A 22,591-nucleotide genomic window follows, 5' to 3' on the forward strand; every position below is an offset into this window, starting at 1 on the left:
GCGGCCTTCGTCGCAGGATCTTGCCACCGCGCGCGGGCCGGTGGTCAGTGGGCGTCGAGCGTGACGGTGAAGGAGAAGCGGTCGCCCCGGTACCGGATGCGGGCGACGTCCACGACGCGGCCGGTGTCGTCGTAGGTGACGCCGGTGTAGTGCAGGATCGGGCTGAGCAGCGGGACGTCGAGGAGCCGGGCGGTCTCGGGGTCGGCCAGGCGGGCCTCGACGGTGTCGGTGATGCGGCTGATGCGCACGCCGACGGTGTCGCGCAGCACCTTGGTCATGGGCCAGCGGGCGAGGTCGGCGACGTCGATGCGGGCGGCGAGGTCGGGGCGGACGAGGTTCTCCGCCCAGTTGGTGGGTTCGCCGCCGTCGGCGTCGTGCCGCAGCCGGCGGTAGGCCACCGCCTCGGTCAGGTCCGGGAAGTGCTCGGCGAGCTCGGCGGGGACGGGGCAGGGGCCGTGGCCGAGGACGGTGGTGGGCTCGCCGGACTGCTGGGCGACGATGGCGTCCACCGAGCCCAGCAGCCGGACGGGCGCCCCCTGCCGCGCGCCGGCCTCGATGAAGGTGCCGCGCCGGCGGTGCCGGCTGATGAGCCCCTCGGCCTCCAGTTCCTTCAGTGCCTGCCGCATGGTGAGGACGCTGACGCCGTAGTGCTCGGCGAGGGCGTCCTCGGTGGGCAGGCGCAGCGGGTCCTGCGGGCGGCGGCCGAGTATGGAGGCGCGCAGCGACTGCGAGACCTGGTACCACAGGGGCAGCTTGCGGTTGAGCGCGAGGGAGTCGGGGGCGAAGGTGCTCTGCGGGGTCACGGGTGCTCCGGCGGAAGGTGCGGCCCGGCGGACCGGCGGCGTCACGGACGGAAGTGGCGCTCCAGACCCTGCCACACCCGGTCGTACTCCGGTTGCAGGTGGTCGGCGGTCGCGGCGGCCGGGGTGAGCGTGACGGGCCAGCGGGTCTCGAACATGAAGGCCAGCCCGTCGTCGATCTTCTGCGGGACGAGGTCGGCGGAGCTGGCCCGCTCGAAGGTGTCCCGGTCGGGCCCGTGGGCGCTCATCATGTTGTGCAGGGAGCCGCCGCCGGGCACGAAGCCGCCCTGCCCGCCGGTCTTGGCGTCGTAGGCGCCCTCGATGAGGCCCATGTACTCGCTCATCACGTTGCGGTGGAAGTAGGGCGGCCGGAAGGTGTCCTCGCCCACCAGCCAGCGCGGCGCGAAGACGACGAAGTCGACGCCGGCGAGGCCGGGGGTGTCGGAGGGCGAGGTGAGGACGGTGAAGACGGACGGGTCGGGGTGGTCGTAGCTGATGCTGCCGAGGACGTTGAAGCGGCGCAGGTCGTAGACGTACGGCACGTGGTTGCCGTGCCAGGCGACGACGTCCAGCGGCGAGTGGTCGTAGGTCGCCGACCAGAGGTTGCCGCAGAACTTGTTGACGACCTCGACCGGGCCGGTGACGTCCTCGTACGCGGCCACGGGGGCCAGGAAGTCGCGGGGGTTGGCGAGGCCGTTGGCGCCGATGGGGCCGAGGTCGGGGAGGACGAAGGGGCGGCCGTAGTTCTCGCAGACGTAGCCGCGGGCGGTGGCGTCGAGGAGCTCGACGCGGAACCGGACGCCGCGCGGGATCAGGGCGATGTGGCCGGGCTCCGCGCGCAGCAGGCCGAACTCGGTGCGCAGCAGGAGCCCGCCCTGCTGGGGGACGATGAGCAGTTCTCCGTCGGAGTCGCCGAAGACGCGGGTCATGGAGGTGTCGGCGGCGTAGAGGTGCACGGCCATGCCGGTGCGCTGCGCGGCGTCGCCGTTGCCGCCGAGGGTCCACAGGCCGGCCAGGAAGTCGGTGCCCCGCGGCGGTTCGGGCAGGGGGTCCCAGCGGAGCCGGTTGGGGTCGGGCACGGTCTCGGTGAAGGGGGCGCCGCGCAGGGCGCCGTTGTCGGTGCGGGTGAAGGGCGGGTGGGCCGCCGAGGGGCGGATGCGGTAGAGCCAGGAGCGGCGGTTGGCGTGCCGGGGCTCGGTGAAGGCGGAGCCGCTCAGCTGCTCGGCGTAGAGGCCGAGCGGGGCGCGCTGCGGGGAGTTGCGGCCGACCGGCAGCGCGCCGGGCAGGGCCTCGCTGCTGTGCTCGTTGCCGAAGCCGGACAGATGGTCCAGTGCCTCGGCGGTCTTGCGTGCCTGCTCGTTACCGGTACCGCTCATCGCGTGCTCCCACCGCCGACGGATTCCTATGGAAGACCGTAGGATTCCTGGCGGGGCACGTCAATGGAATCCCGGGGCGGCGTTCCGCTACGGCACGCCCACGCCCCATCGAGGCGAGGGGAGCTGGACGAGCAGCAGGGTGATTCCGGCCAGGAGCACCTCCCGCGTGGCGGCGTCGAGCCCGTTCCACTTGGACGACTGCCACATGGCGAACCACTCGCCGCCTATGGCCATGAAGCCCAGCCCGAACAGGAGCAGCAGCATCACCAGCCCCACGGTGGTGAGCCGCCGGGCCCGGCCGTGGCCGAGCGTGCGCCCGGCCAGCCCGCGCACCCACTGGACGGTGGCCGCCAGCAGGACGAGGGCGGCGGCCGTCTCCCAGGCGATGATCGCCACGTAGACGGCGTCCTGGAGGGCGTGGTCGGTGATGGCGCGCCACATCAGGTCGGGGTCCTGGAAGGTGGTGTCCATGGCCAGGACGTGGCGGACGAATTCCTCGTTGGTACCGAAGTCGGTGATGTTGCCGAAGGCGACGAGCGCCGTGGAGACCGCCACCGTGGCGGTCAGCGCCAGGGCCGCCGCCGGCAGCGTGCGCTCAGCGGTCATAGGGCCATGCTGCCCGGGGTCCGGGGACGGTACGCCTGCGGCCGGTACGCCCGCTGAGCGCCCGCTCAGGCGGCGGTAGGGTGAGCTGTCATACCGTCGCACCGGAGAGCGGGGCACAGCATGCAGACGCAGCCGCGGCCGCAGGAGTGGGCCGACGTGACGCCCGACACCGCGCGGCGGCTGCTGACCGCCGCCGTGCAGGCGTTCGCCGAGCGCGGCTACCACGCCACCACCACGCGTGACATCGCCGCCCGCGCCGGCATGAGCCCCGCGGCCCTCTACATCCACTACCGCACCAAGGAGGAGCTGCTCCACCGCATCAGCGGCGTGGGCCACCGGCTCGCCCTCGGCATCCTCGACCGGGCCCGCGCGAGCGACGGCACCCCCGCGGAGCGCCTGGCCCGCGCGGTGCGCGACTTCGTGCGCTGGCACGCCGAGCACCACACCACCGCGCGCGTGGTGCAGTACGAGCTCGGGGCGCTGTCCGCCGAGCACCACGCCGAGATCGTCGCGCTGCGCCGCAGCTCCGAGGCGGCCGTACGGCAGATCGTCGAGGACGGCGTGGCGGCCGGGGCGTTCCGCGTGCCCGACGTGCGCGGCACGACGCTGGCGGTGCTCTCGCTCTGCATCGACGTCGCCCGCTGGTTCCGCGCCGACGGGCCCCGCACGCCCGAGGAGGTCGGCGAGCTGTACGCCGGCCTCGCGCTGCGCATGGTGGGGTGCGACGACGGTGCGTGAGCCGCGGACCGCCTGGCGTAAGGTCGCAGGGTGCCGCAGATTTCCACCAAGGTCCAAGAACTGTCGGTCGGCCAGCTTTCCGCGCGCAGCGGGGTGGCCGTCTCCGCCCTGCACTTCTACGAGTCCAAAGGGCTGATCAGCAGTCGCCGCACCTCGGGGAACCAGCGCCGCTACACCCGTGACGCGCTGCGCCGGGTGGCCTTCATCCGGGCCTCCCAGCGCGTGGGCATCCCGCTGGCCACGATCCGGGAGGCGCTCTCCCGGCTGCCGGAGGAGCGCACGCCCAACCGGGAGGACTGGGCGCACCTGTCCGAGACCTGGCGCGAGGAGCTGGACCAGCGCATAGCCCGGCTGACGAAGCTCCGCGACCTCCTCGACGGCTGCATCGGCTGCGGCTGCCTGTCCCTGGACCGGTGTGCGCTGTCCAACCCCGACGACCTCATCGGCGCCCACGGCAGCGGTTCGCTGCTGGGCTGAACCGCCGTACGGCGCTCCCCGGGAGGCTCCCGGGGAGCGCCCTCACACCGTCGCGAACCGCCCGGCGAGGGCGCGTCGACGGGCCGCGGACAGCGCCGCGGGGGTGAGGACGGACACGGGCACCACGATGCCGCAGTCGGTGCAGACCGGGCCCTGGAGCGGGCAGCGCTCGAGGTCGGTGCGCCATTCGATGCGGTCCTGGCCGCAGACGGGGCAGGCGTGGCCGGGGTGGGACTCCATGGCCCGGATCACCCGGCGCAGCACCTCGGCCAGCCGCAGCTCCGGCTGGTGGTCGGGCGACGCGCACGGCACGATGTCGCAACCGCCCCAGGTGTTGCGGTGCCAGTCGTCGACGGCGCTGGGCTGGCGGACCCCGCCGTGCTTCTCGATGCGGCGGCGGCCGGCGAACTCCGCCTCGTAGGCCAGCCAGACCTCACGCGCCTCCTCCAGCTCGGCCAGCGCGGTCAGCAGGCGCGCCGGGTCGGGGGCGCGGTCGTCGGGGTCGAGGCCCGCGCGGGCACACAGGTGCCGCCAGGTCGCGCGGTGCCCGTAGGGCGCGAAGCGCTCCAGGCACTTGCGCAGGCAGGTGCGCCGCAGCGCGATGGTATTGCGCGGATTGCGTACTTCTCGGGCCAGTGCTCTGAAACCTGCCACTGCAATCCCACCTCCGGTGGTGCGGACTCGGCTCGACGAGGAGCTCGACAGCTCGACATGGAAGGGACGTAACGCGCCGCCGATCGGATCCATCGGGTTTCTCCGGGATCCGCCCGGGGGCGGGGCACGCCGACTCCCGCACTGCTACCCCGGCCGGGCGTGTGGATGTGGGGATCCGCGAAGGTGGCGGAGAAGGTGGCGGATCCTCGTCGCCGGGCGTCCGGCGGAGCGGCGGTGCGGGTGGTGCCGGCGGTGCCGGTGTCCGTCAGCGGACGAGGCCGCCGGCCAGCAGGACGAGCCGGGCCAGCTCGCCGTGGCAGATGTCGCTGTGCGCGCCGGCCGGCGGGCCGCCGCGCCGCACCACGGCCGAGACGTCGACGTTGACGCAGCCCGAGGCGGGCAGCGGGCCCGCCAGGGCGTGCGCCAGGTCGAGGGTCACGGTGCCGCCGACGTCCTGGACGCCGTCGTGGCCGAGGGCACCCCAGCGCCGGTCGCCCAGGCCCAGCAGGGTGCTGTCGTCGCCGGAGATGCGGGACGCCAGCGGGTAGAGGAGCGACAGCGACAGGTCGTGCCGGGAGTGGCAGCACAGCACGGGGCCGCGCACCTTCGCCGGCGCGCCCCGGAGCGCGCCCCCGCGGCCGGTGGCGAAGGGCAGCTGCGGCGTGAACGCGTAGTGCGAGAAGGCGCCCTGGAGCAGCGTGAGGGAGCGCACGCCCCGCGCGTGCTCCGGCAGGGCGTCCACGGCGAACGACATGAGCCGGGCGCCGAAGCTGTGCCCCACCAGGTGCACCCGCAGGTCCGGCGCTGCGGTGGCCAGCACGCCCAGGGCGGGGCCGAGGCCGCGCTGCCCGACCTGGCCGGCGCGCCGCTTCATCTCCCAGTACGAGCACTGGCGCAGGAGCTCCAGGGCGCCGCGCCAGAGGGTGCCGGGCAGGCCGCCGAGGAGGGCGTCGTCGCCTTCCGCGGCGCTCGCGGTGGTCAGGGCCTCGGTGAAGAGGGTGCACAGCTCGTGGGGGTCCTCGGTGAGGACGGCGGGCAGCGGGTCGGGGCCGGTGGGCGGCTCCAGGTCGTGGTCGGCCGGGCCGGGCGCGGTGGCGAGCCGGCGGGCCAGCCCGGCGAACTCGGCCAGCTCGGCGGGGGTGGGGTCGCCGGGGCCGCGGGAGAGCAGCACCTCGATGCGGTCGAGGGCCGCGCGGTGGGCGGGGAGGACGGCGGCGAGGGCGTCGAGCGTGCCGGCGGGCAGACCGGCGCCGGCGGGCAGGGGGGCGGCGGCGCGGGGCCCGTCGGGGAGGACGGGGAGGTCGGCGAGGCGTTCGTCGGTGAAGCGCATCGACGGCCAGATCACCCCGGCGTAGCCGAGGCGCGCGGTGCCGCCGAGGGCGGCGAGGACCTCGGGGAAGGGGTCGAAGAAGCGACCGTAGAGGCTCCTGGCGAGGGAGCGGTTGTTGTTCCAGCCGTGCGCGAAGACCACGAGGTCCGTCAGGCCGGCTCCGGTCACCGTGGCGACCAGCGCGTCGAGTTCGTCCCGGGCGACGCCGCCCTCGGCGTCGAAGGTCAGCTCGGCGTACGGCGCGACACGTATCCCGTCCATGGCGTCCCCCTGTATACGGCCGGATGTGCGCGCATCTTCCTGCCGTCAAGAGGGGGTGTCCAGCCTTTGTAGGACTGTTTGACCGCCGGGGGGTGACCGTCCGCTCAGATGTGCTCGTCGTGTGCCGGGCGGGGCGGGGGCCGGGTACGGGTGCGCGGAGCCGGCCGGCCCCGGGGAGAGGGCGGCCGGGCCCGGGTCAGGCGTGGTTGCCGAACAGCGAGCGGCGCAGCCGCCGGAGGGGTGCGAAGAGGGAGACCCGGGCGGTACGGCTCTGGCTGAGGCTCTCGCCGGCCCGTGCCCGGTCACGCGACGTGAGCTCGCGCATCAGGACGGCGGCGCCCTCCACCTCGCCCTGCGGCAGGGCGGGCCCGCCGAGAACCGCGAGGTGACGGTCCAGGCGCGCACTCGACGCACCCGTGCCGCAGTTGATGGCAGGCACCCGCGGCCTGCTGCGCATAGTTATCTGATCCATGAGACTCCCCACCCGTACGAGGCACCCGGCCCAGGCAGGGTAACCCTATCGCCCCATCGCGTCACCCGCGCATTCGCGTGACGGATTCACCACCGCGTCAAGGCTGTTGACGAAGGCGGCGGGAATCCGCTCGGCGGTGCGCGCGCAGGCATGGACAATACGCCACGGGGGCGGGGGAAATCACGCTCCGTCGCGCTCCGGCGCGGGAGTTTCGTCCGGTTCGCTCTGCGGGAGGAGGGGGCGCGGCCGGCGGCCGCGCCCCCTCCCGCCCCCGGGGTGCCGACGTGCCCGGGAGACGGTGGCCCGCCGCGTTCAGGGACGGACGCCCGCCAGCCGGCTCGCGGCCGACGTCATCACCGGCAGGTAACCACCCGCGTGGCCCGCGGCCGTCGGGTGGTACGACTCGTCCACCGGGAAGGTCACGCTGTGCAGCCACGCGCTGCCCGAGCACAGTTCGTGGCCGGCGAAGGTGGTGGTGACGTTCCCGTACGCGAAGCCGTGGGCGGCGGCGCGCTGGGAGATGACGGAGTCGATGAGGTCGGCGGCGCCGTTGATGGCCTGCCTCTTGGTGTCGCTCAGGCCGGCGCAGAGCACCCCGGTCTTGTAGAAGCGGGGGTAGCCCAGGACGACGACCTTGGCGGAGGGCGCCTTGGCCCGGATGGCGTTGTAGACGGTGTCGAGACGGCCGGGCAGCTCGTTCTTGACGAAGGTGCGGGCGGTGGCGATCCGGTCCAGGCAGGCCTGGTCGGAGTTGAGGACGCAGGTGCTCATGGTGTCGCCGAAGCCGGCGTCGTTGCCGCCGATGCTGATGCTGACCAGGCCGGTGCCGGAGTTCAGGGGGCCGAGCTGGCCGTTGAGGACATCGTTCGTCCGGGCGCCGGAACACGCTGCGAAGGAGAACTTCGACGGGGAGTGGGCCGCGGCCCACAGGGCCGGGTAGGACTTGGAGCTGCGTTTGCAGTCGCCGCCGGCGGGGTCGTAGCTGCCGGCGCCGGTGCCGGAGGAGTAGGAGTCGCCGAGGGCGACGTAGGAGGGGCCGGCCGCCTGGCGTTCGCCGGCGGCGGCGGCGCCGGCCCCGCCGAGGGCGAACGTGGCGGCGAGGGCGAGCGCGGAGACGGCACCCGCGAGCCGGGATCTGGGGGGTGTGTGCATGGAATCTCCTGTAGCAAGGGTTTCGGCCACCTCTGTGGTAGCAACACGCCGCGCTTCAAGGAAGTGTCCATGACAAAATTCGATGACCCCTGGCCGTTCGGGCCCGCCCCGGCCCCGGCAAGTCCTCAACGTCTTTTTGTCAACGTTCAGTTGACTGACACGCGGTCGTCATGTCTTGACGGGTCCTGCCGACTGCGCGACATTGAAGCCCGGCATCCGGCGCTTCGGGGGGCAAAGTCGCCAATGCAGAGGTTTCAGGGTTTTACCGGCTCCACTGATCCGGCCGGCCGCGAGCACACCAAGGGGACCGAGGGGACAGGTGCCGGGGTGGAGCAGGACGTCCGGGGCGGGGAGCGGGAGAGAGGGCGCGAGCGGTGGCTCGCCGCGGACTCACTCCCCGTGGTCGCGGGGGCCGCGGCCGCCATCGCCGGGGTGGGGGGCGCACTGGCGCTCCTCGACATCGGTTCACCCGTGCGCGCGCCGTTCACCCTCTTCTTCCTGGTGGCCGCGCCCGCGTGCGCCCTGGCCGCCGCCCTGCGCGGCCTCGACCCGCTGAGCCGCGCGGTGGTGGCCACCGGCGGGGCGGTCGCGCTCGACCTGCTGGTGGCCCAGACCATGCTGGCCCTGCACGCCTGGACGGTCCGCGGCGGGGTGGCCGCCGTGGCGGCCCTCAGTCTCGTGGCGTTCCTGCTGGCCCACGCGCGGCGGCACCGCGGCCGCGCCGCGAGAAGTCGGGCTTCCTGACGTGGACATCAGCGTGTACCGGCCCGGTGAGCTCACCGCGGCCGACCGGGCGGCCTGGTCGGCCCTGCAGGAGCGGGCGGTGGCGGACGGCTCGCCCCAGCTCGCCAACCCCTTCCTCGCCCCGGAGTTCACCCTCGCCGTCGGCCGCTGCCGGCGCGGTACACGGATCGCGGTGGTCCGCGAGGACGGGGAGCCGGTGGCCTTCTTCCCCCACCAGCGCACCGCGCTGGGGGTGGGCCGGGCCATCGGGATGGGCGTCTCCGACGCCCAGGGGCTGGTGCACCGGCCCGGCTTCCAGTGGGACGCCCGCGAGCTGCTCCAGGCGTGCGGGCTGTCGCTGTGGGAGTTCGACCACCTGGTGGAGGGCCAGAAGCCGTTCGAGGCGGCGGCCTCGAGCGCGTACCCCTCCCCCGTCATCGACGTCGACCAGGGCTTCGACCAGTACCTGGCGGCCCTGCGCGCGCAGTCGCCCAAGTTCACCCGGACCACGCTCGCCAAGGAGCGGCGGCTGGCGCGCGACGCCGGCGAGGTGCGCTACGTGCACGACGAGCGCGACCCGGCGGTGCTGCGCACGCTGACCTCCTGGAAGTCGGCGCAGTACCGAAGAACCGGGCGCGCGGACCGCTTTGCGCGCCCCTGGATAGCGCACCTGGTCGAGCAGTTGTTCCACACCCGCACGGCCGACTGCTCCGGCCTGCTGTCCGTGCTCTACGCGGGCGGCAGGCCGGTGGCCGCCCACTTCGGGCTGCGCTCCCGGACGGTGCTGGCCTGCTGGTTCCCCGCCTACGACCCCCGGTTCGCCAAGTACTCCCCCGGCCTGGTGCTGCACCTGCGGATGGCCGGCGGGGCGGCCGCCGACGGCATGGCCTACCTGGACCTGGGGCGGGGCGAGAAGGAGTACAAGGACTCCCTCAAGACGCGCGAACTGAGCGTGTTCGAGGGCTGGGTGACCCGCAACAGCCCGGTCGCCCTGGGCCACCGGGCCCGCCGCGCCCCGGTGCGGGCCCTGCGCAACGCCGTGCTGTCGCGGCCGGAGTTGTTCGAGCCGGCCGACCGGCTGCTCAAGCAGGTGGGCCGGCTGCGCGCGGGCGGCTGACAAGCGCCCGTCAAGGGCGCGGGGGCTCCCCCGGGGGTGCAGAGGCGCAAAAAACACCAAAGGAGGAGTCTCCGCCCCACCTCTTGCCATACAGTCTCAAGCTTCAATACCGTCGTACATCTACCCGCATCGGCCCATCATGTCCAAGCGGCACCGGGGAGGGCTTCAGCAGCGTCGCGATGGGAGCCGGGGCGGGTTGCGCGGCAGGGGGTGCCGCGCTCGGCCGTTTCACCCATGCCGAGTCGCGTGCCGCGCGACCGGTGTTACGTGCCAACTCGCCCTGCCGACACGGAGACCGCCCCACGGCGGCCGCCACCGTGCCGGCCGGACGAGTACCCCCTTTTCGAACCGGACAGACGATCGGACCGCTCCGGGCGGGCGGTCCACCGGACCGAGAGGGAAAGAAGACCCATGAGTGCGTTCCTGCGGCCGGCGGCCGGTGAAGAGGATCCCGACACATCGGAGACAGCCGGTCGCTACCGGCCGGTGACTCCGCAGTTCGCCATAGCGCCGCCGGTCAGCGTCGTCATTCCCGCCATGAACGAGGCGGAGAACCTTCCGTACGTCTTCAAGACCCTGCCGGCCTGGATCCACGAGGTGGTCCTGGTCGACGGGAACTCCACCGACGACACCGTCCGGGTCGCCCGCGACCTGTACCCGGAGGTCAAGGTCGTCGAGCAGCGCGGCAAGGGCAAGGGGGACGCCCTGATCACCGGGTTCGCCGCCTGCACCGGTGAGATCGTCGTCATGGTGGACGCGGACGGCTCGGCGGACGGCGCCGAGATCGTCAGCTATGTCTCCGCCCTGGTGGGCGGGGCCGACTTCGCCAAGGGCTCCCGCTTCGCCAACGGCGGTGGCACGGACGACATGACGCTGATCCGCCGGCTCGGCAACCGGGTCCTGACCGCGCTGGTCAACTACAAGTTCGGCGCCCGCTACACGGATCTGTGCTACGGCTACAACGCCTTCTGGAAGCGCTGCCTCGACGCGATCGCCCTGGACTGCGCCGGCTTCGAGGTCGAGACGCTGATGAACATCAGAGTCGTCAAGGCCGGCCTGCGGGTCCAGGAGATCCCCAGCCACGAGTTCGTGCGCATACACGGCACCAGCAACCTGCGCGCCGTCCGCGACGGGCTGCGGGTGCTCAAGGTGATCCTGAGCGAGCGGGGCACGCCCCGCCGCTCCCGGCGGCGGCCGCGGCCCCTGGCCCTGGCCCTGGCCCCCACCGCGAACCACGGGGACGTGTCGTGACGCCACCGTCCTCCGCCCCGGCGGGCCGCTCCGGCCCGCCGGGCGTCTCCGTGGTCGTCTGCGTCTACACCGAGGACCGCTGGGACGACATCCTCGCCGCGGTGGCCTCGGTCCGCGACCAGTCCTACCCGGCGCTGGAGACGCTGCTCGTCGTCGATCACAACCCCGCGCTGCTCCGCCGCCTCGCCAAGGCATACGGGGACGACGGCGCCGGCGGGGCCGGCGGGGGCGCCCAGCCGGTCCGGGTCCTGGCCAACGCCGGGCCGCGCGGCCTGTCGGCCGCGCGCAACACGGGCGTGGCCGCCTCCTGCGGCGAGGTGGTGGCCTTCCTCGACGACGACGCGGTGGCCGAGCGGGACTGGCTGCTGCACTTCGCCGAGGCCTACGCCGACCCGCGGGTGATGGCGGTGGGCGGCCGCACCCAGCCGGTGTGGGCCTCGCGCCGGCGCCCGGCCTGGTTCCCCGAGGAGTTCGACTGGGTGGTCGGCTGCACGTACCGGGGCCTGCCACCGGGCCGCGTGCGGGTGCGCAACGTCCTCGGCGGCAACGCCTCGTTCCGCCGCTCGGCCCTGGAGGCCGTCGGCGGCTTCGCCAGCGGCATCGGCCGCGACGGCCGGCGGCTGCCGCTGGGCGGCGAGGAGACCGAGCTGTGCATCCGGCTGACGAAGGCCCTGCCGGACGCCGTGCTCCTCATCGACGACCGCTCCGTCATCCACCACCGGGTGCCCCCGGGCCGCGAGCAGTTCCGCTACTTCCGCACCCGGGCGTACGCCGAGGGCGTCTCGAAGGCCCTGGTGGCGCACAGCGTGGGGGCGCGCGCCGGCCTGGAGAGCGAGCGCCGCTACACCACGCGCGTGCTCCCCGCCGGGGTCGCCCGCGGGCTGCGGGACGCGGTGCTGCGCCGGCCCGGGGGCGCCGGCCGGGCCGGCGCCATCGTGGCCGGCGTCGCCGCGGCGGCCGGCGGCTACGCCCTGGGCACCCTGCGCGCCCGGCGCGGCGGCGGCCGGTTCGCCGTGGCCACCCCCACCGCACCACCCGCGGCCGCGGCCGCGGGGGAAGGAGTGGCGGCGTGAGAGCGACGCCAGGAGCGGGGGACGGGCTGCCGGTGCTGATGTACCACGCGGTGGCCCACTCCCCCGCCCGCGCGACGTACGGCCTGTCGGTCTCCCCCGGCGCCTTCGCCGGGCAGATGGCGCTCCTCGCCGACCGCGGCTTCACCCCCCTGACCACCGCCCAGCTGGCCGCCGCCTGGCGCGGCGGCCGTCCGCTGCCCCCCAGACCGGTGCTCATCACCTTCGACGACGGCTACGAGGGCGTGCACCGGCACGCCCTCCCCGTGCTCGCCGGGCACGGCTTCACCGCCACGCTGTTCGCCTCCACCGGCTGGCTGCGCGGCGCGCATGAGACCCCCGGCGCCCTCGACCTGATGCTCGACTGGGGGCAGCTGCGGGAGCTGGCCGCGGCCGGCTGGGAGATCGGCGGGCACAGCCACACCCACCCCCAGCTCGACCAGCTCACCACCGGCCGGCTGCGCTTCGAGGTGGAGCACTGCCGCGACCTGCTGACGGACGAGCTGGGTCACCCACCCGTGTCGTTCGCCTACCCGTACGGCTACTCCAGCCGCCGGGTGCGCGATACGGTGCGCGCGGCCGGGTTCGGGGTGTCGCTCGCCGTGGGCAACGCGCTGGCCGCCCGCCGCCAGGGGCCCCACGCCCTGCGTCGGGTGACGGTGCGCCGCTCCACGACGGACGCCGAGTTCGCACGGCTCGTCGAGGGCCGCGCGCTCGGCCGGCTCTTCGCCCGGGACCGGGCCCTGACGAAGGGGTACGCCGTCGTCCGCAGAAGCCGCCGCGCCCTGACGAAAGCGATCGAAGCCTGTGTCTGACACCTCCACCCGGGCCGAGGAGCAAGCGGCGGCGCCCCCCGCGCGCCGGCTGCGGCTCCCGGGCCGGGGCAGGGGCGGCAGCCCGCTCTTCCGCAACGCCTACGCGCTGATGCTCAACACGGGCGTCAGCGCCGTTCTCGGCCTGGGGTACTGGCTGGCCGCCGCCCGGCACTACACGGAGGACGCGGTCGGCCAGGGGTCGGCGGCCATCGCCGCGATGAAGCTGCTCGCCGGGATCACCGCCGTCACCCTCACCGGCGCGCTGGCCCGCTTCATCCCCGTCGCCGGGCGCACCACGCGCGCGCTGGTGCTGCGGACGTACGCCGGCAGCTCCGTGCTGGTGGCGGTCGCCGCCGGGGGGTTCCTGCTCACGCTGGACCTGTGGGGGCCCTCGTACCACTTCCTGCACGGCTGGCTGCCGGGGCCGGCGTTCGTGGCGTCCGTGGTCGCCTGGTCGCTGCTGACGCTCCAGGACGGGGTGCTCACCGGGCTGCGCAGCGCCGTGTGGGTGCCCGTGGGCAACACGGCGTTCTCCGCCGTGAAGCTGGCCCTGTTGGTGGGGCTGGCCGGGGTGCTGCCCCTGACGGGCGTGTACGTGTCGTGGGTGGTGTCGATCGCCGTGTCGGTGCTGCCGCTGGGCTGGCTGGTGTTCCGCCGCCTGGTGCCCGCGCACACCCTCCGTACGGAGAAGACCGCGCGGCCCGCCTCGTACCGGGAGATCGGCCGGTTCCTGGCCGGCGACTGCACCGGCTCCCTGTTCTCGCTGGCCGTGGTCTACCTGGTGCCGGTGATCGTGGCCGCCCAGGTCAGCCCGGCCGACAACGCCTACTTCTACATCACCTCCACCATCGCCGGCACGGTCAACCTGCTGGCGGTCAACATGGGCGCGTCGCTGACCGTCGAGGGCTCCCACGACCCGGCCTGCCTGGCGGAGAACTGCCGTGCGGCGCTGCGCCGGATGGCCCGCATCATGGTGCCGGTCTGCGTGCTGATGTTCCTCCTCGCCCCGTACGTGCTGGGCGTGTTCGGGCCGGGCTACGCGCACCAGGCCACGCCGCTGCTGCGCTGGTTCGCCGTGGGGGCGGCGCTGCGGGTGGTGATGGAGGTCTACTTCGCGACGCTGCGGGCACAGAGCCGCACGGCCGGGCTGGCCTGGCTCCAGGGCGGGCTGTGCGTCCTGGTGCTGGGCCTGACGCTGGTGCTGCTGCCGCGCATGGGGCTGACGGGCGCGGGCGTGGCGGAGATCAGCAGCCTGACGGTCATCACCGGCATCGCCGCGGTGAAACTGCGCGGCGTGCTGAAGGCGGCCCCCCGCCCCGCGCCGGCCGCCCGTCCCGCGCCCGCCGCCCGGCCGGTGTCCACGGCCGCCGAGAACACCCCGCCCGACGGCGACCTGGCGGACCTGGCGGTGCACGGCGACCGGGGCGACGGCGGGCCCGCCGGGCCGGCCCGGCGCGGCCTGTTCGGCCGCTGGGCGCTGCGCCCGGCCCTCGATCCGGACACGCTGCCGCTGGGCGTCCGGGTGGACCTCGACCACCCCGAGCGGCGCCCCGACGTGCGCCCGGTGCCGGGGCCGCCGGCGGCCGGCCGGCCGCGGTCCGCCGCCCGCCCGTGGTGGCGCACCCCCGAGGCGGCGGTCTGGGGGCTGCTGGCGGCGGCGCTCGCGCTGTACTGGCTGCCGCTGGGCGCCGTCGGCACGGTGGCGCTGGACGACATGGGCGGCTTCGGGCTGGTGTCCGTCCTCCCGGTGGCCACGCTGCTGGGCGCCGGGCTGCTGGTGGCGAGCTTCGCCGCGGCCCTGTGGCTGCCGCGCCCGGGGCGGTGGCTGCTGCCGGCGGTCCTGCTGGCCACGGTGGTCTCGCTGCACGCCCTGCCGGCCGTCCTGGAGGACCGGCCGCGGTTCGCCACCGCCTGGCAGCACCTGGGCTTCCTCGACTACATCGCCCGCACCGGTGTGGCCGCCCCCGACCTGGACGCCCGCTGGAGCTGGCCCGGGTTCTTCGCGCTGGCCGCGTTCGTGGCGCGGGCCTGCGGGGCGGACGACCTGACCGGGGTGCTGCGCTGGTGGCCGGTGGTGATGCAGCTGCTGTGCCTGGCGCCGCTGTGGCTGCTGCTGCGCACGGTCCGGGCCGGCCGGCGGGCCCGGTGGACGGCGGCCTGGCTGTTCGTGCTGTGCGGCTGGGTGGGGCAGGACTACTTCTCGCCGCAGTCGCTCAACTACCTCTTCTACGTGCTGTTCGTGGCCGTGCTGCTGATGTGGTTCCGCTGGCCGCGCCCGCTGTCCGGGCGGCTGATGCCGGGCGAGCGGGAAGTGGCCCCGGTGGGCCGGGGCACCGCCGCCGTCCTCATGGGCCTGCTGATCGCCCTGTTCACCGCGTCCGTGGCCGGCCACCAGCTGACGCCGTTCGTCATGCTGGGGGTGCTCACCGCGCTCGTCCTGGACCGGCGGCTGACGCCCACCGGGCTGCCGCTGCTGTGCTGCGTGGTGCTCGCGGTGTGGGTGGGCTTCCTGGCCGAACCGTACTGGTCGGGCCACTTCGACGACCTCTTCGGCGGCCTCGGCTCCCTGGGCGGCAACGTCTCCTCGTCCGTCTCCGGCCGTATCGAGGGCGGCAGCGCCACGCACAAGGCCGTGCTGTACGTCCGCGTCGCCCTGGCCGCCGGGGTGCTGGGCCTGGCGGCGCTCGGCTGGTGGCGGCGGCGCCGCGCCGGGCTGCACGACGTCACCCTGACTGTCCTCGCCTGCGTGCCGTTCCTCGCCTTCGGCATGCAGTCCTACGGCGGCGAAGTGGCCCTGCGCGTCTTCCTCTTCGCCCTGCCCGGCGCCTGCGCCCTGGCGGCGCTGGCCCTGTTCCCCAAGCCGGAGACCGGCCGGCGGCCGCTCCGGCGCGCCACGGGTGCGGCGCTGCTCGCCGGGCTGGTGCTGCTCATGGGGTTCCTCGTGGCGCGCTGGGGCAACGAGCCGTTCGAGCAGGTGCGCCGCGGCGAGGTCGCGGCCATGGACTACGTCTACCGGCACGACCGCCCCACCGCCCGCCTGCTGTGGCTGAGCAAGGACCCGCGCACGGACGTCACCCCCGCCCTGCCCTGGGGCGCGCGTGACATGGAACGGGTGCTGTACGAGCCCACGCCGGCCCCCCGCGACCCCGGCCGGGTCTCCGGGCTGGTCGACGCGTTGCGGAAGGCCGGGCCCAACGGCTACCTGGTCGTCGGCCGGGGCCAGGCCGAGTACCTGGAGCTGAGCGCCGGGTACGCGCCCGGCTGGGAGCAGCGGCTGCGGGCCGCGCTCGACGCCCGGTCCGACCTGCGCCGGGTGCTGGGCAACGGCGACGCCGCCCTGTACGTGCTGCGGGAGCCGCCGGCGGGGCAGGCGGCGGAGCCGCGGCCGGGGCCGGCCGGGCCGCGGGTGACGTGGACGCCGGTGTCGGTGGCCGGTGGCCTGGCGGCGGCGGTGCTGGTGGTGCTGCTGACGGTCCGGGAACTGGTGCGGGTCGGGGTGCGGCCGGGGGTGCGGCAGCTGCGGTGGCTCCAGATGTCGTTCTGGTTCGCGATGCCGCTGCTGGCGCTGGTGCTGGGGGCGCTGGTGTGGCGGCTGGCCACGATGGCGTAGTCCGGCAACGGCAGCGGCGGGGTCAGAAGAGGGAGCGGTAGCAGAAGGCGGCCACCGCGCTCAGTTCCCCTGTGGGGCGGCCGGGCCGGTGGTGCGGCAGGCGGCGGCCGTCGAGCGCGGTGACCCCGGTCGCCGGGTACGTCACGGGGGTGCCGCCGGCGCGGTCCCAGGCGGGGTCGCTCTCCAGCGCGCCCAGTTCGGCCATGGAGGCGCCGGTCAGGCCGGGGTGGAGGTGGAGGGGGCCGACGCGGCCGGCCGCGGTGGTGAGCAGGGTGAGTTCGCACAGCTCGGTGTCGATGTGCAGGAACACCTCGTCGTCGTGCTCGTAGTAGCCGTAGGCGGCGAAGGTGGGCACGAGGAGGCGGCCGGTCAGGGCGCGGGCGGGGCCGGTCAGCTCCAGGTGGATGCGGGCCAGCAGCGGCCCGCCGGCGGCGGGGGTGGCGCGGCGCGGGGCGCGGCGGGCGGAGACGGGGGTGCGGGGGCCGCCGCGGGGGACGCCGGCGGCGGCGTGCCGGGCCCGGCATTCGGCGGCCAGGTCGCGGGCGAGGCCGGGGCCCCACAGGCCGGGCAGCGCGACGTGGCCGTGGGCCGCCCAGTCCCGTCGTTCGGCGGGTGTGACGGCGGTGCGGTGCAGCAACGGGGTGGTGCCGGGGGCGCCGGTCATGGGTCGTGCGGCGCGTCAGCCGGTGGTGGCGACGGGCCAGCAGGGTTCGGGCGAGTAGTGGGCGAGTTCGCTGCCGGGCGGCAGCCGCAGCACTCCGGCGAAGGAGTAGCCGCCCGCGAGCGGTACGGGGTCGTGCCCGTCGAGGTGCTGCTCGATGGCGGCGCGGGACGCCGGGTCGGCCTTGGCCGTCTGGACCACCTCGCGGGGCAGCACGTAGTAGTTGCCGTCGGCGTCGACGATGACCAGGGCCTGGCCGGTGTTGCCGTCCATCGCGGTCTCCCTTTCCGTCGGTCGGACCGAGGGAAGTGTTGCCACCGGCGGGGGCGGGGAATCGGTCAGAGCCAGCGGACTTCCCAGGCCCCCAGGTCCAGGGCCCGGCCGTCCACCTGGGCGGTGACGGGGCGGTCCTGCGTGTTGACGGCCAGCGCCGTGCTGCCGGCGGCGAGCACGCGTACCCGGTCGGCGTCCTTGCCGGAGACGTCGGCGTCGCGGTAGGCCGTGCCGGGCGGGAAGGCGCGCGCGAACCGGGTCAGCAGGTCGAGCATGGGCAAGGGGCTGCCGCCGTCGGCCAGTTCGGTGCTGCGCCAGAGGCATCCGGGACAGTCGGCGCCCTGTTCCTCGGGGTTCCAGTAGAAGGCGCCGGCGGCGCCGGAGCGGGCCAGCTGCATCATGGCGGCGGCCTGGACGGCGACGCGGTGCGGCTCGGTCCAGGTCTTGCGGGCGTCGTGCTCGTCGGCGGGTTCGACGTACCACTCGGCCCACCAGACGGGCAGTCCGGTGGTGCGCGTCAGCCACTCGGTGACGTCGGCGAACTTGCGGGTGGCGGTGAACTCGTCGGGGACGGGCCGGCTGCCGGTGCGGGTGTAGCTGGCGCCGTCGACGACGACGAAGTCGGCGCCCTCCTTGTGCGCGTCCCAGTACTCCAGGACGTCGAGGGCGCGCTGGTCGACGGCGCCCCAGGGGCCGCTGAGGCGGGAGGCGTACGAGCCGGTGCCGGGGGCCTCGCTGTCCATGACCACGTACGGGCCGCCGACCAGGGCCTGCGGGTTGCGTTTCTTCACGGCGCGGTAGACGAGGTTGTACAGCTCGGTGTAGCCCTCGTAGTCCCAGCGGTTCCTCGACTCGTCGTAGAACCCCTTGAGTTCGTTCCACACGATGAAGTGGCGCACGTCGGGGTAGCGGGCGGCGACGGCGCCGGCGAGCCGGGCGAAGTCGCGGTAGTGGGCGCGGTCGGGCGCCTTCTCCAGCGACTTGCGGGACCAGTCGGTGCGTTCGCCGCCGCCCTTCATCCAGTCGGGGGCGCAGCACAGGGTGAGGACGGGGGTCGAGCCGGTCTTCCGCATGAGGGCCACGCGCCGGTCGAGGTCGGCGAAGTTGTACTTGCCGCGCCGGGGTTCGGGGTTGTCGGCGCCCCAGCCCATGATGTGCTGGTTCTGTGCGAGGGGGGTGGCGGACAGGGTGCGTGCCGCCGTGCCGACGGCGGCGTCCTGGCCGAGGTCGGCGCTGTACTGGGTGTGGGTGAAGCCCCAGCCGACCCGGGCGGCGCGGGCGTCGGGGGCGCGGGCGGTGCCGCCGCCCCCGCCGGTGTGCAGGGTCAGCACGCCGGCCGCGGCCAGCGCGGCCAGGGCGAGGACGGCGCCCACGAGCAGGGCGGTGGGCCGCCGGCGCGGTGCCCGTGGTCGTCCCCGCCCCCGGTTCGGCAACGTCCGACTCCCCCCATGACGTCCCATCATGGCAAGGGTAACCGGGGCGGAAACGGAGTGCGGCGGCTTCGCCGCTCTCCGTGCCCTGGAGTGGCTCCCGGTGGCCCTGGGTCGGCCCCGGGGCGCCTTCAGTCGCCGTAGACGGCCCGCAGGGCGTCCTGGACGGCGCCGAGGGCCGTGTCCCGGTCGAGGCCGAGGCGGCGGGCGCGCTCGGCGAAGGCGCGGGCGGCGGCCGCGGCCTCGCGGGCGGCGGTGTCGCCGGGGGCGGCCACGAAGGTGCCGTTGCGGCCGCGGGTCTCGATGACGCCGTCGGCCTCCAGGGCGCGGTAGGCCTTGGCCACGGTGTTGGCGGCCAGGCCCAGTTCCTCGGCGAAGCCGCGTACGGTCGGCAGTTTGTAGCCCACCGGGAGCGCGCCGGAGCGGGCGCGCTCGGCGATACCGGCGCGGATCTGCTCGTAGGGCGGTTCCGGGGCGTCGGGGTCGACGCTGATCTGCAAGGCCACGGCGGGGACTCCTGGCTGGGGGCTGCGGACGGGGTCCATTGTGCTCCACGCGTCACCGCCGTGCCCGCAGGCGGCCGGGGGCCTACAGCTCCAGGGCGGTGCCGTGGCTCCTCAGCCACATGTCGAGGCCGAGGACGGCCTCGGTGGCGGCGCGGAAGGAGTCGCCGGCCCCGTCGGCGAGGGCCTCCCGTACGGCGTCGTGGTCCAGCAGGGGGCGGACCGGGGCGTCGGGGTCGGCCATGACGTCGCGGAGCCCGGCGCGGAGCGCGGTGGCGTAGCGGGGGTCCTGGGTGCTGGGGTACGGGCTCTTGACGCGGTCGGCGACGGAGGCGGGCAGCAGGTCGCGGACGGCGGCGCGGAGGAGGGACTTCTCGCGTCCGTCGAAGGTCTTCATGGCCCAGGGCGTGTTGAAGACGTACGTGACGAGGCGGTGGTCGCAGAAGGGCACGCGCACCTCCAGGCCGGTGGCCATGCTGGCGCGGTCCTTGCGGTCGAGCAGCATCTGCACGAACCGGGTGAGGTGGAGGTGGCTGATCTCGCGCATGCGCTTCTGGTGGCCGGTCTCGCCGGGCAGGTGGGGCACTTCGGCGAGCGCCTCGTGGTAGCGGGCGCGCTGGTAGCCGGGGAGGTCGAGCTTGGTGAGGAGGCCGGGGGCGAGGAGGGCGAGGCGGCTGCCGCTGCCGGCACCGGAGAAGCTGTCGGCGACGTCGTCGGCGCTCCAGGGGAAGGTGTCGGCGGCGACGGCGGCGGGGTCGTGGAACCAGCGGTAGCCGCCGAAGACCTCGTCGGCGGACTCGCCGGAGAGGGCGACGGTGGAGCGGGCGCGGATGGCGCGGAAGAGCAGGAGGAGGGAGACGTCGCCGTCGCCGAAGCCGGCGTAGGGCAGGTCGCGTGCGGTGATGACGGCGGCGCGATGGGCGGGGTCCATGAGGTCGGCGGTGTCGAGCACGATGTCGCGGTGGTCGGAGCCGACGTGCTCGGCGAGTGCGTGGGCGTAGGGGCCGTCGGGGGTGGGGCGGAGGCGGTCGGGCCGGAAGTGTTCGGTGTGGCCGGTGAAGTCGACGGAGAAGGAGCGCACCGGGCCGCGGCCGGCCTCGCCGAGGCCCTTGGCGGCGAGGGCGGTGATGGCGGAGGAGTCGAGGCCGCCGGAGAGCAGGGTGCACAGGGGGACGTCGGCGACGAGCTGGCGGCCGACGATGTCCTCCAGCAGCTCGCGGACGTGCCGGACGGTGGCCGGTGTGTCGTCGGTGTGCTCGTACGACTCCAGTCGCCAGTAGGGGCGCACGATGCTGCCGGCGCGGCCGAGCCGCAGGGTGTGGCCGGGGCGCAGTTCGCGCATGCCGCGGTAGACGGCGTGGCCGGGCGTCTTGGTGAAGGCGAGCAGTTCGGCCATGCCCTCCAGGTCGACGGCGGGCCGTACGGCGGGGTGGGCGAGGATGGCCTTGGGTTCGGATCCGAAGAGGATGCCGTCCGGGGTGGGGTGGTAGTAGAGCGGTTTGATGCCCATGCGGTCGCGGACGAGGAGGAGTTCCTCGGTGCGCGGGTCCCACAGGGCGAAGGCGTACATGCCGTTGAGGCGTTCGGTGAAGGAGTCGCCCCAGGCGAGGTAGGCGCGCAGGACGACCTCGGTGTCGCTGTCGGTGCGGAAGGTGTGGCCCAGGGAGCGGAGCTCGGCACGCAGCTCGCGGTAGTTGTAGACCTCGCCGCTGTAGGTGAGGGCGAGGCGGGTGCGGCCGTCGTGCTCGTCCTCGGCGAGCATGGGCTGCCGGCCGCCCTCGATGTCGATGACGGCGAGCCGGCGGTGGCCCAGCGCGGCGTGGGTGTCGCGCCAGACGCCGCCGGCGTCGGGGCCGCGGCACTCCATGGTGCGGGTCATGGCCTCCAGCACGGGCAGGGCGGTGGGGGCGGTGAGGTCCTGGTCGTAGGCGATCCATCCGGTGATGCCGCACATGCCGGGGTGTCCTCTCGACGGGATGCCGAAATAGGTGCATGCACCATCCAATCTCGTCGGAGGCCGATGCGCAGGGCGGTTTCAGGCCGTCCGCGGCGTCCGGGCCGTCCGGGCCGCCCTCGGCAGGAAGTGGAAGGTGGGCGCGGGGTGCATCAGGAAGCCGTGGTGCGAGATGTTCCAGGCGTACGCGCCGGCCAGCGCGAAGGCCACCCGGTCCCCCGCCCGCAGCTCCGCCACCGGCACGTCCCGGGCCAGGACGTCCTTGGGCGTGCACAGCTGCCCGCACAGGGTCACCGGTTCGTCCCGCGCGGCGGGCCGCGGCCAGGGCCGCTCCCAGCCGGCCACGGGCAGCACCGTGAACGGCTGGTCGTGGCCCTTGGCCACCGGGGTGCGCAGGTGGTGCGTACCGCCGCGCAGGACGGCGAAGGCGTGGCCGTGGCTGTGCTTGACGTCGAGGACCTCGGTGACGTACCAGCCGCAGTAGGCCGTCAGCGACCTGCCGGGCTCGATGCGCAGCACCGTGCCGGGGTGGCGGGCCGCCAGGTCCGCCACCCCCTTGCCGTAGGCGGCCCAGTCGAACCGCTCCTGCGGCCGGGTGTAGTCGACGGCCATGCCGCCGCCCAGGTTCACCTCCAGCGGGCCGGGGAGCGCGTGCCGGCCGGCCAGGTCCCGCGCCCACGCCGTGACCCGGCGCGCCACGGCCAGCTGGGCGGCGGCGCCCAGGCCGCTGGCGAGGTGGGCGTGGACGCCGCGCAGCCGCAGCGGCGCGCGCAGCAGCCGCAGGCAGTCCTCGGCGTCGCGCGGGTCGAGGCCGAACGGGCCGGGCCGGCCGCCCATCGTCAGGGCTGCGCCGCCGCGTTCCCCGTCGGTCAGGGGGAGGTTGACGCGGAGGAGTACGTCCACGGGCCGGCCGGCGGGGCCGGCGGGGTGGTCGCGGGCCAGGGCGGTGAGCAGCCGCAGCTCGTGCGGGCTCTCCACGTGCAGGCGCTCGGCGCCCAGGGCGAGGGCGAGGCGCAGTTCGTCCTCCGTCTTGCCGGGGCCGCCGAACGCCACCGGCCGGCCGGGCACCGTACGGCGGACGTGGGCGAGTTCGCCGCCGGACGCGACCTCGAACCCGGTGACGTGCGGCGCAAGCACGGCCAGCAGCTCCGGGGCCGGGTTGGCCTTGGTCGCGTAGTACAGCTCCACGGCGGGCGGCAGGGCGGCGCGGACGGCACGCGCGTGCGTGTCGAGGGCGTCCAGGTCGTGGACGTACGCGGGCAGCCGGGCGGGCGGCAGCGCGGTGGCGTGGGCGGCGGCGCGCGGGGTGATCACAACG

At 74.8% G+C, this 22,591-nt stretch carries 21 protein-coding genes; 8 read left to right on the forward strand and 13 right to left on the reverse strand.

Going from position 1 to position 22,591, the window contains the following annotated elements:
* Positions 1 to 44: 44 nt before the first annotated feature.
* The 3 genes from IE305_RS11180 to IE305_RS11190 all read right to left on the reverse strand — a co-directional run bounded on the left by IE305_RS11180 (position 45) and on the right by IE305_RS11190 (position 2,782).
* Positions 45 to 848, reverse strand: a complete 804-nt coding sequence (locus IE305_RS11180; protein WP_190129345.1) for a GntR family transcriptional regulator — start codon at positions 846 to 848, stop codon at positions 45 to 47.
* On the reverse strand, positions 845 to 2,176 hold the full coding sequence (gene hmgA, locus IE305_RS11185; RefSeq protein ID WP_190129346.1) for a homogentisate 1,2-dioxygenase: 1,332 nt from the start codon (positions 2,174 to 2,176) through the stop codon (positions 845 to 847). Before hmgA ends, IE305_RS11180 begins: the two co-directional genes overlap by 4 nt.
* Before the next feature lie 87 nt (positions 2,177 to 2,263).
* On the reverse strand, positions 2,264 to 2,782 hold the full coding sequence (locus tag IE305_RS11190) for a DUF2165 domain-containing protein (RefSeq protein ID WP_190129347.1): 519 nt from the start codon (positions 2,780 to 2,782) through the stop codon (positions 2,264 to 2,266).
* Between the two features lie 120 nt (positions 2,783 to 2,902).
* Between IE305_RS11190 and IE305_RS11195 the strand changes: the two genes are divergently transcribed.
* Positions 2,903 to 3,520 (forward strand): TetR/AcrR family transcriptional regulator, encoded by a 618-nt coding sequence (locus IE305_RS11195; protein ID WP_190129348.1) that lies wholly within the window; start codon positions 2,903 to 2,905, stop codon positions 3,518 to 3,520.
* A gap of 30 nt (positions 3,521 to 3,550) precedes the next feature.
* On the forward strand, positions 3,551 to 3,997 hold the full coding sequence (gene soxR / locus IE305_RS11200; protein WP_190129349.1) for a redox-sensitive transcriptional activator SoxR: 447 nt from the start codon (positions 3,551 to 3,553) through the stop codon (positions 3,995 to 3,997).
* Between the two features lie 42 nt (positions 3,998 to 4,039).
* Here soxR and IE305_RS11205 read toward each other — a convergent pair whose 3' ends face one another.
* The 4 genes from IE305_RS11205 to IE305_RS11220 all read right to left on the reverse strand — a co-directional run bounded on the left by IE305_RS11205 (position 4,040) and on the right by IE305_RS11220 (position 7,866).
* Positions 4,040 to 4,651, reverse strand: a complete 612-nt coding sequence (locus tag IE305_RS11205; RefSeq protein ID WP_190129350.1) for a hypothetical protein — start codon at positions 4,649 to 4,651, stop codon at positions 4,040 to 4,042.
* A gap of 265 nt (positions 4,652 to 4,916) precedes the next feature.
* Complete coding sequence (locus tag IE305_RS11210) at positions 4,917 to 6,242, reverse strand: alpha/beta fold hydrolase (RefSeq protein ID WP_190129351.1); 1,326 nt, start codon at positions 6,240 to 6,242, stop codon at positions 4,917 to 4,919.
* A gap of 196 nt (positions 6,243 to 6,438) precedes the next feature.
* Complete coding sequence (locus tag IE305_RS11215; RefSeq protein ID WP_190129352.1) at positions 6,439 to 6,714, reverse strand: hypothetical protein; 276 nt, start codon at positions 6,712 to 6,714, stop codon at positions 6,439 to 6,441.
* Positions 6,715 to 7,026: 312 nt separating this feature from the next.
* A complete protein-coding gene (locus tag IE305_RS11220; protein ID WP_190129353.1) occupies positions 7,027 to 7,866 on the reverse strand; it encodes an SGNH/GDSL hydrolase family protein in 840 nt (279 codons plus the stop codon).
* Between the two features lie 327 nt (positions 7,867 to 8,193).
* Here IE305_RS11220 and IE305_RS11225 point away from each other — a divergent pair, with 327 nt between their 5' ends.
* The 6 genes from IE305_RS11225 to IE305_RS11250 all read left to right on the forward strand — a co-directional run bounded on the left by IE305_RS11225 (position 8,194) and on the right by IE305_RS11250 (position 16,452).
* Positions 8,194 to 8,610, forward strand: a complete 417-nt coding sequence (locus tag IE305_RS11225; protein WP_229890807.1) for a hypothetical protein — start codon at positions 8,194 to 8,196, stop codon at positions 8,608 to 8,610.
* 1 nt (position 8,611) lies between these two features.
* Complete coding sequence (locus tag IE305_RS11230) at positions 8,612 to 9,706, forward strand: GNAT family N-acetyltransferase (protein WP_190129354.1); 1,095 nt, start codon at positions 8,612 to 8,614, stop codon at positions 9,704 to 9,706.
* A gap of 411 nt (positions 9,707 to 10,117) precedes the next feature.
* Entirely contained in the window at positions 10,118 to 10,957 is an 840-nt protein-coding gene (locus IE305_RS11235; protein ID WP_190129355.1) for a glycosyltransferase family 2 protein, read from the forward strand.
* Positions 10,954 to 12,030, forward strand: a complete 1,077-nt coding sequence (locus tag IE305_RS11240; protein ID WP_190129356.1) for a glycosyltransferase family 2 protein — start codon at positions 10,954 to 10,956, stop codon at positions 12,028 to 12,030. The genes IE305_RS11235 and IE305_RS11240 overlap by 4 nt, the downstream gene beginning before the upstream one ends.
* A 38-nt stretch (positions 12,031 to 12,068) precedes the next feature.
* The gene (locus IE305_RS11245) at positions 12,069 to 12,842 is read left to right on the forward strand and encodes a polysaccharide deacetylase family protein (protein WP_190129465.1); all 774 of its coding nucleotides are present in this window, start codon (positions 12,069 to 12,071) and stop codon (positions 12,840 to 12,842) included.
* A complete protein-coding gene (locus IE305_RS11250; protein ID WP_190129357.1) occupies positions 12,835 to 16,452 on the forward strand; it encodes a lipopolysaccharide biosynthesis protein in 3,618 nt (1,205 codons plus the stop codon). Before IE305_RS11245 ends, IE305_RS11250 begins: the two co-directional genes overlap by 8 nt.
* A 22-nt stretch (positions 16,453 to 16,474) precedes the next feature.
* On the opposite strand, the gene IE305_RS11255 is transcribed toward IE305_RS11250, so the two are convergent.
* From IE305_RS11255 to IE305_RS11280, 6 genes are all read right to left on the reverse strand, one after another.
* Positions 16,475 to 17,116, reverse strand: coding sequence for a hypothetical protein (locus IE305_RS11255; protein ID WP_190129358.1), 642 nt, complete (start codon positions 17,114 to 17,116; stop codon positions 16,475 to 16,477).
* 15 nt (positions 17,117 to 17,131) lie between these two features.
* On the reverse strand, positions 17,132 to 17,386 hold the full coding sequence (locus tag IE305_RS11260) for a hypothetical protein (RefSeq protein WP_190129359.1): 255 nt from the start codon (positions 17,384 to 17,386) through the stop codon (positions 17,132 to 17,134).
* A gap of 65 nt (positions 17,387 to 17,451) precedes the next feature.
* Entirely contained in the window at positions 17,452 to 18,846 is a 1,395-nt protein-coding gene (locus IE305_RS11265) for a xylan 1,4-beta-xylosidase (protein WP_190129466.1), read from the reverse strand.
* Between the two features lie 101 nt (positions 18,847 to 18,947).
* A complete protein-coding gene (locus IE305_RS11270) occupies positions 18,948 to 19,322 on the reverse strand; it encodes a GntR family transcriptional regulator (RefSeq protein ID WP_190129360.1) in 375 nt (124 codons plus the stop codon).
* 82 nt (positions 19,323 to 19,404) lie between these two features.
* A complete protein-coding gene (asnB, locus tag IE305_RS11275) occupies positions 19,405 to 21,273 on the reverse strand; it encodes an asparagine synthase (glutamine-hydrolyzing) (protein WP_190129361.1) in 1,869 nt (622 codons plus the stop codon).
* An 81-nt stretch (positions 21,274 to 21,354) separates the two neighbouring features.
* Complete coding sequence (locus IE305_RS11280) at positions 21,355 to 22,587, reverse strand: type III PLP-dependent enzyme (RefSeq protein WP_190129362.1); 1,233 nt, start codon at positions 22,585 to 22,587, stop codon at positions 21,355 to 21,357.
* Positions 22,588 to 22,591 lie beyond the last annotated feature (4 nt).

The sequence above is a fragment of the Streptomyces mashuensis genome (genome assembly GCF_014654785.1).
Classification (GTDB): domain Bacteria; phylum Actinomycetota; class Actinomycetes; order Streptomycetales; family Streptomycetaceae; genus Streptomyces; species Streptomyces mashuensis.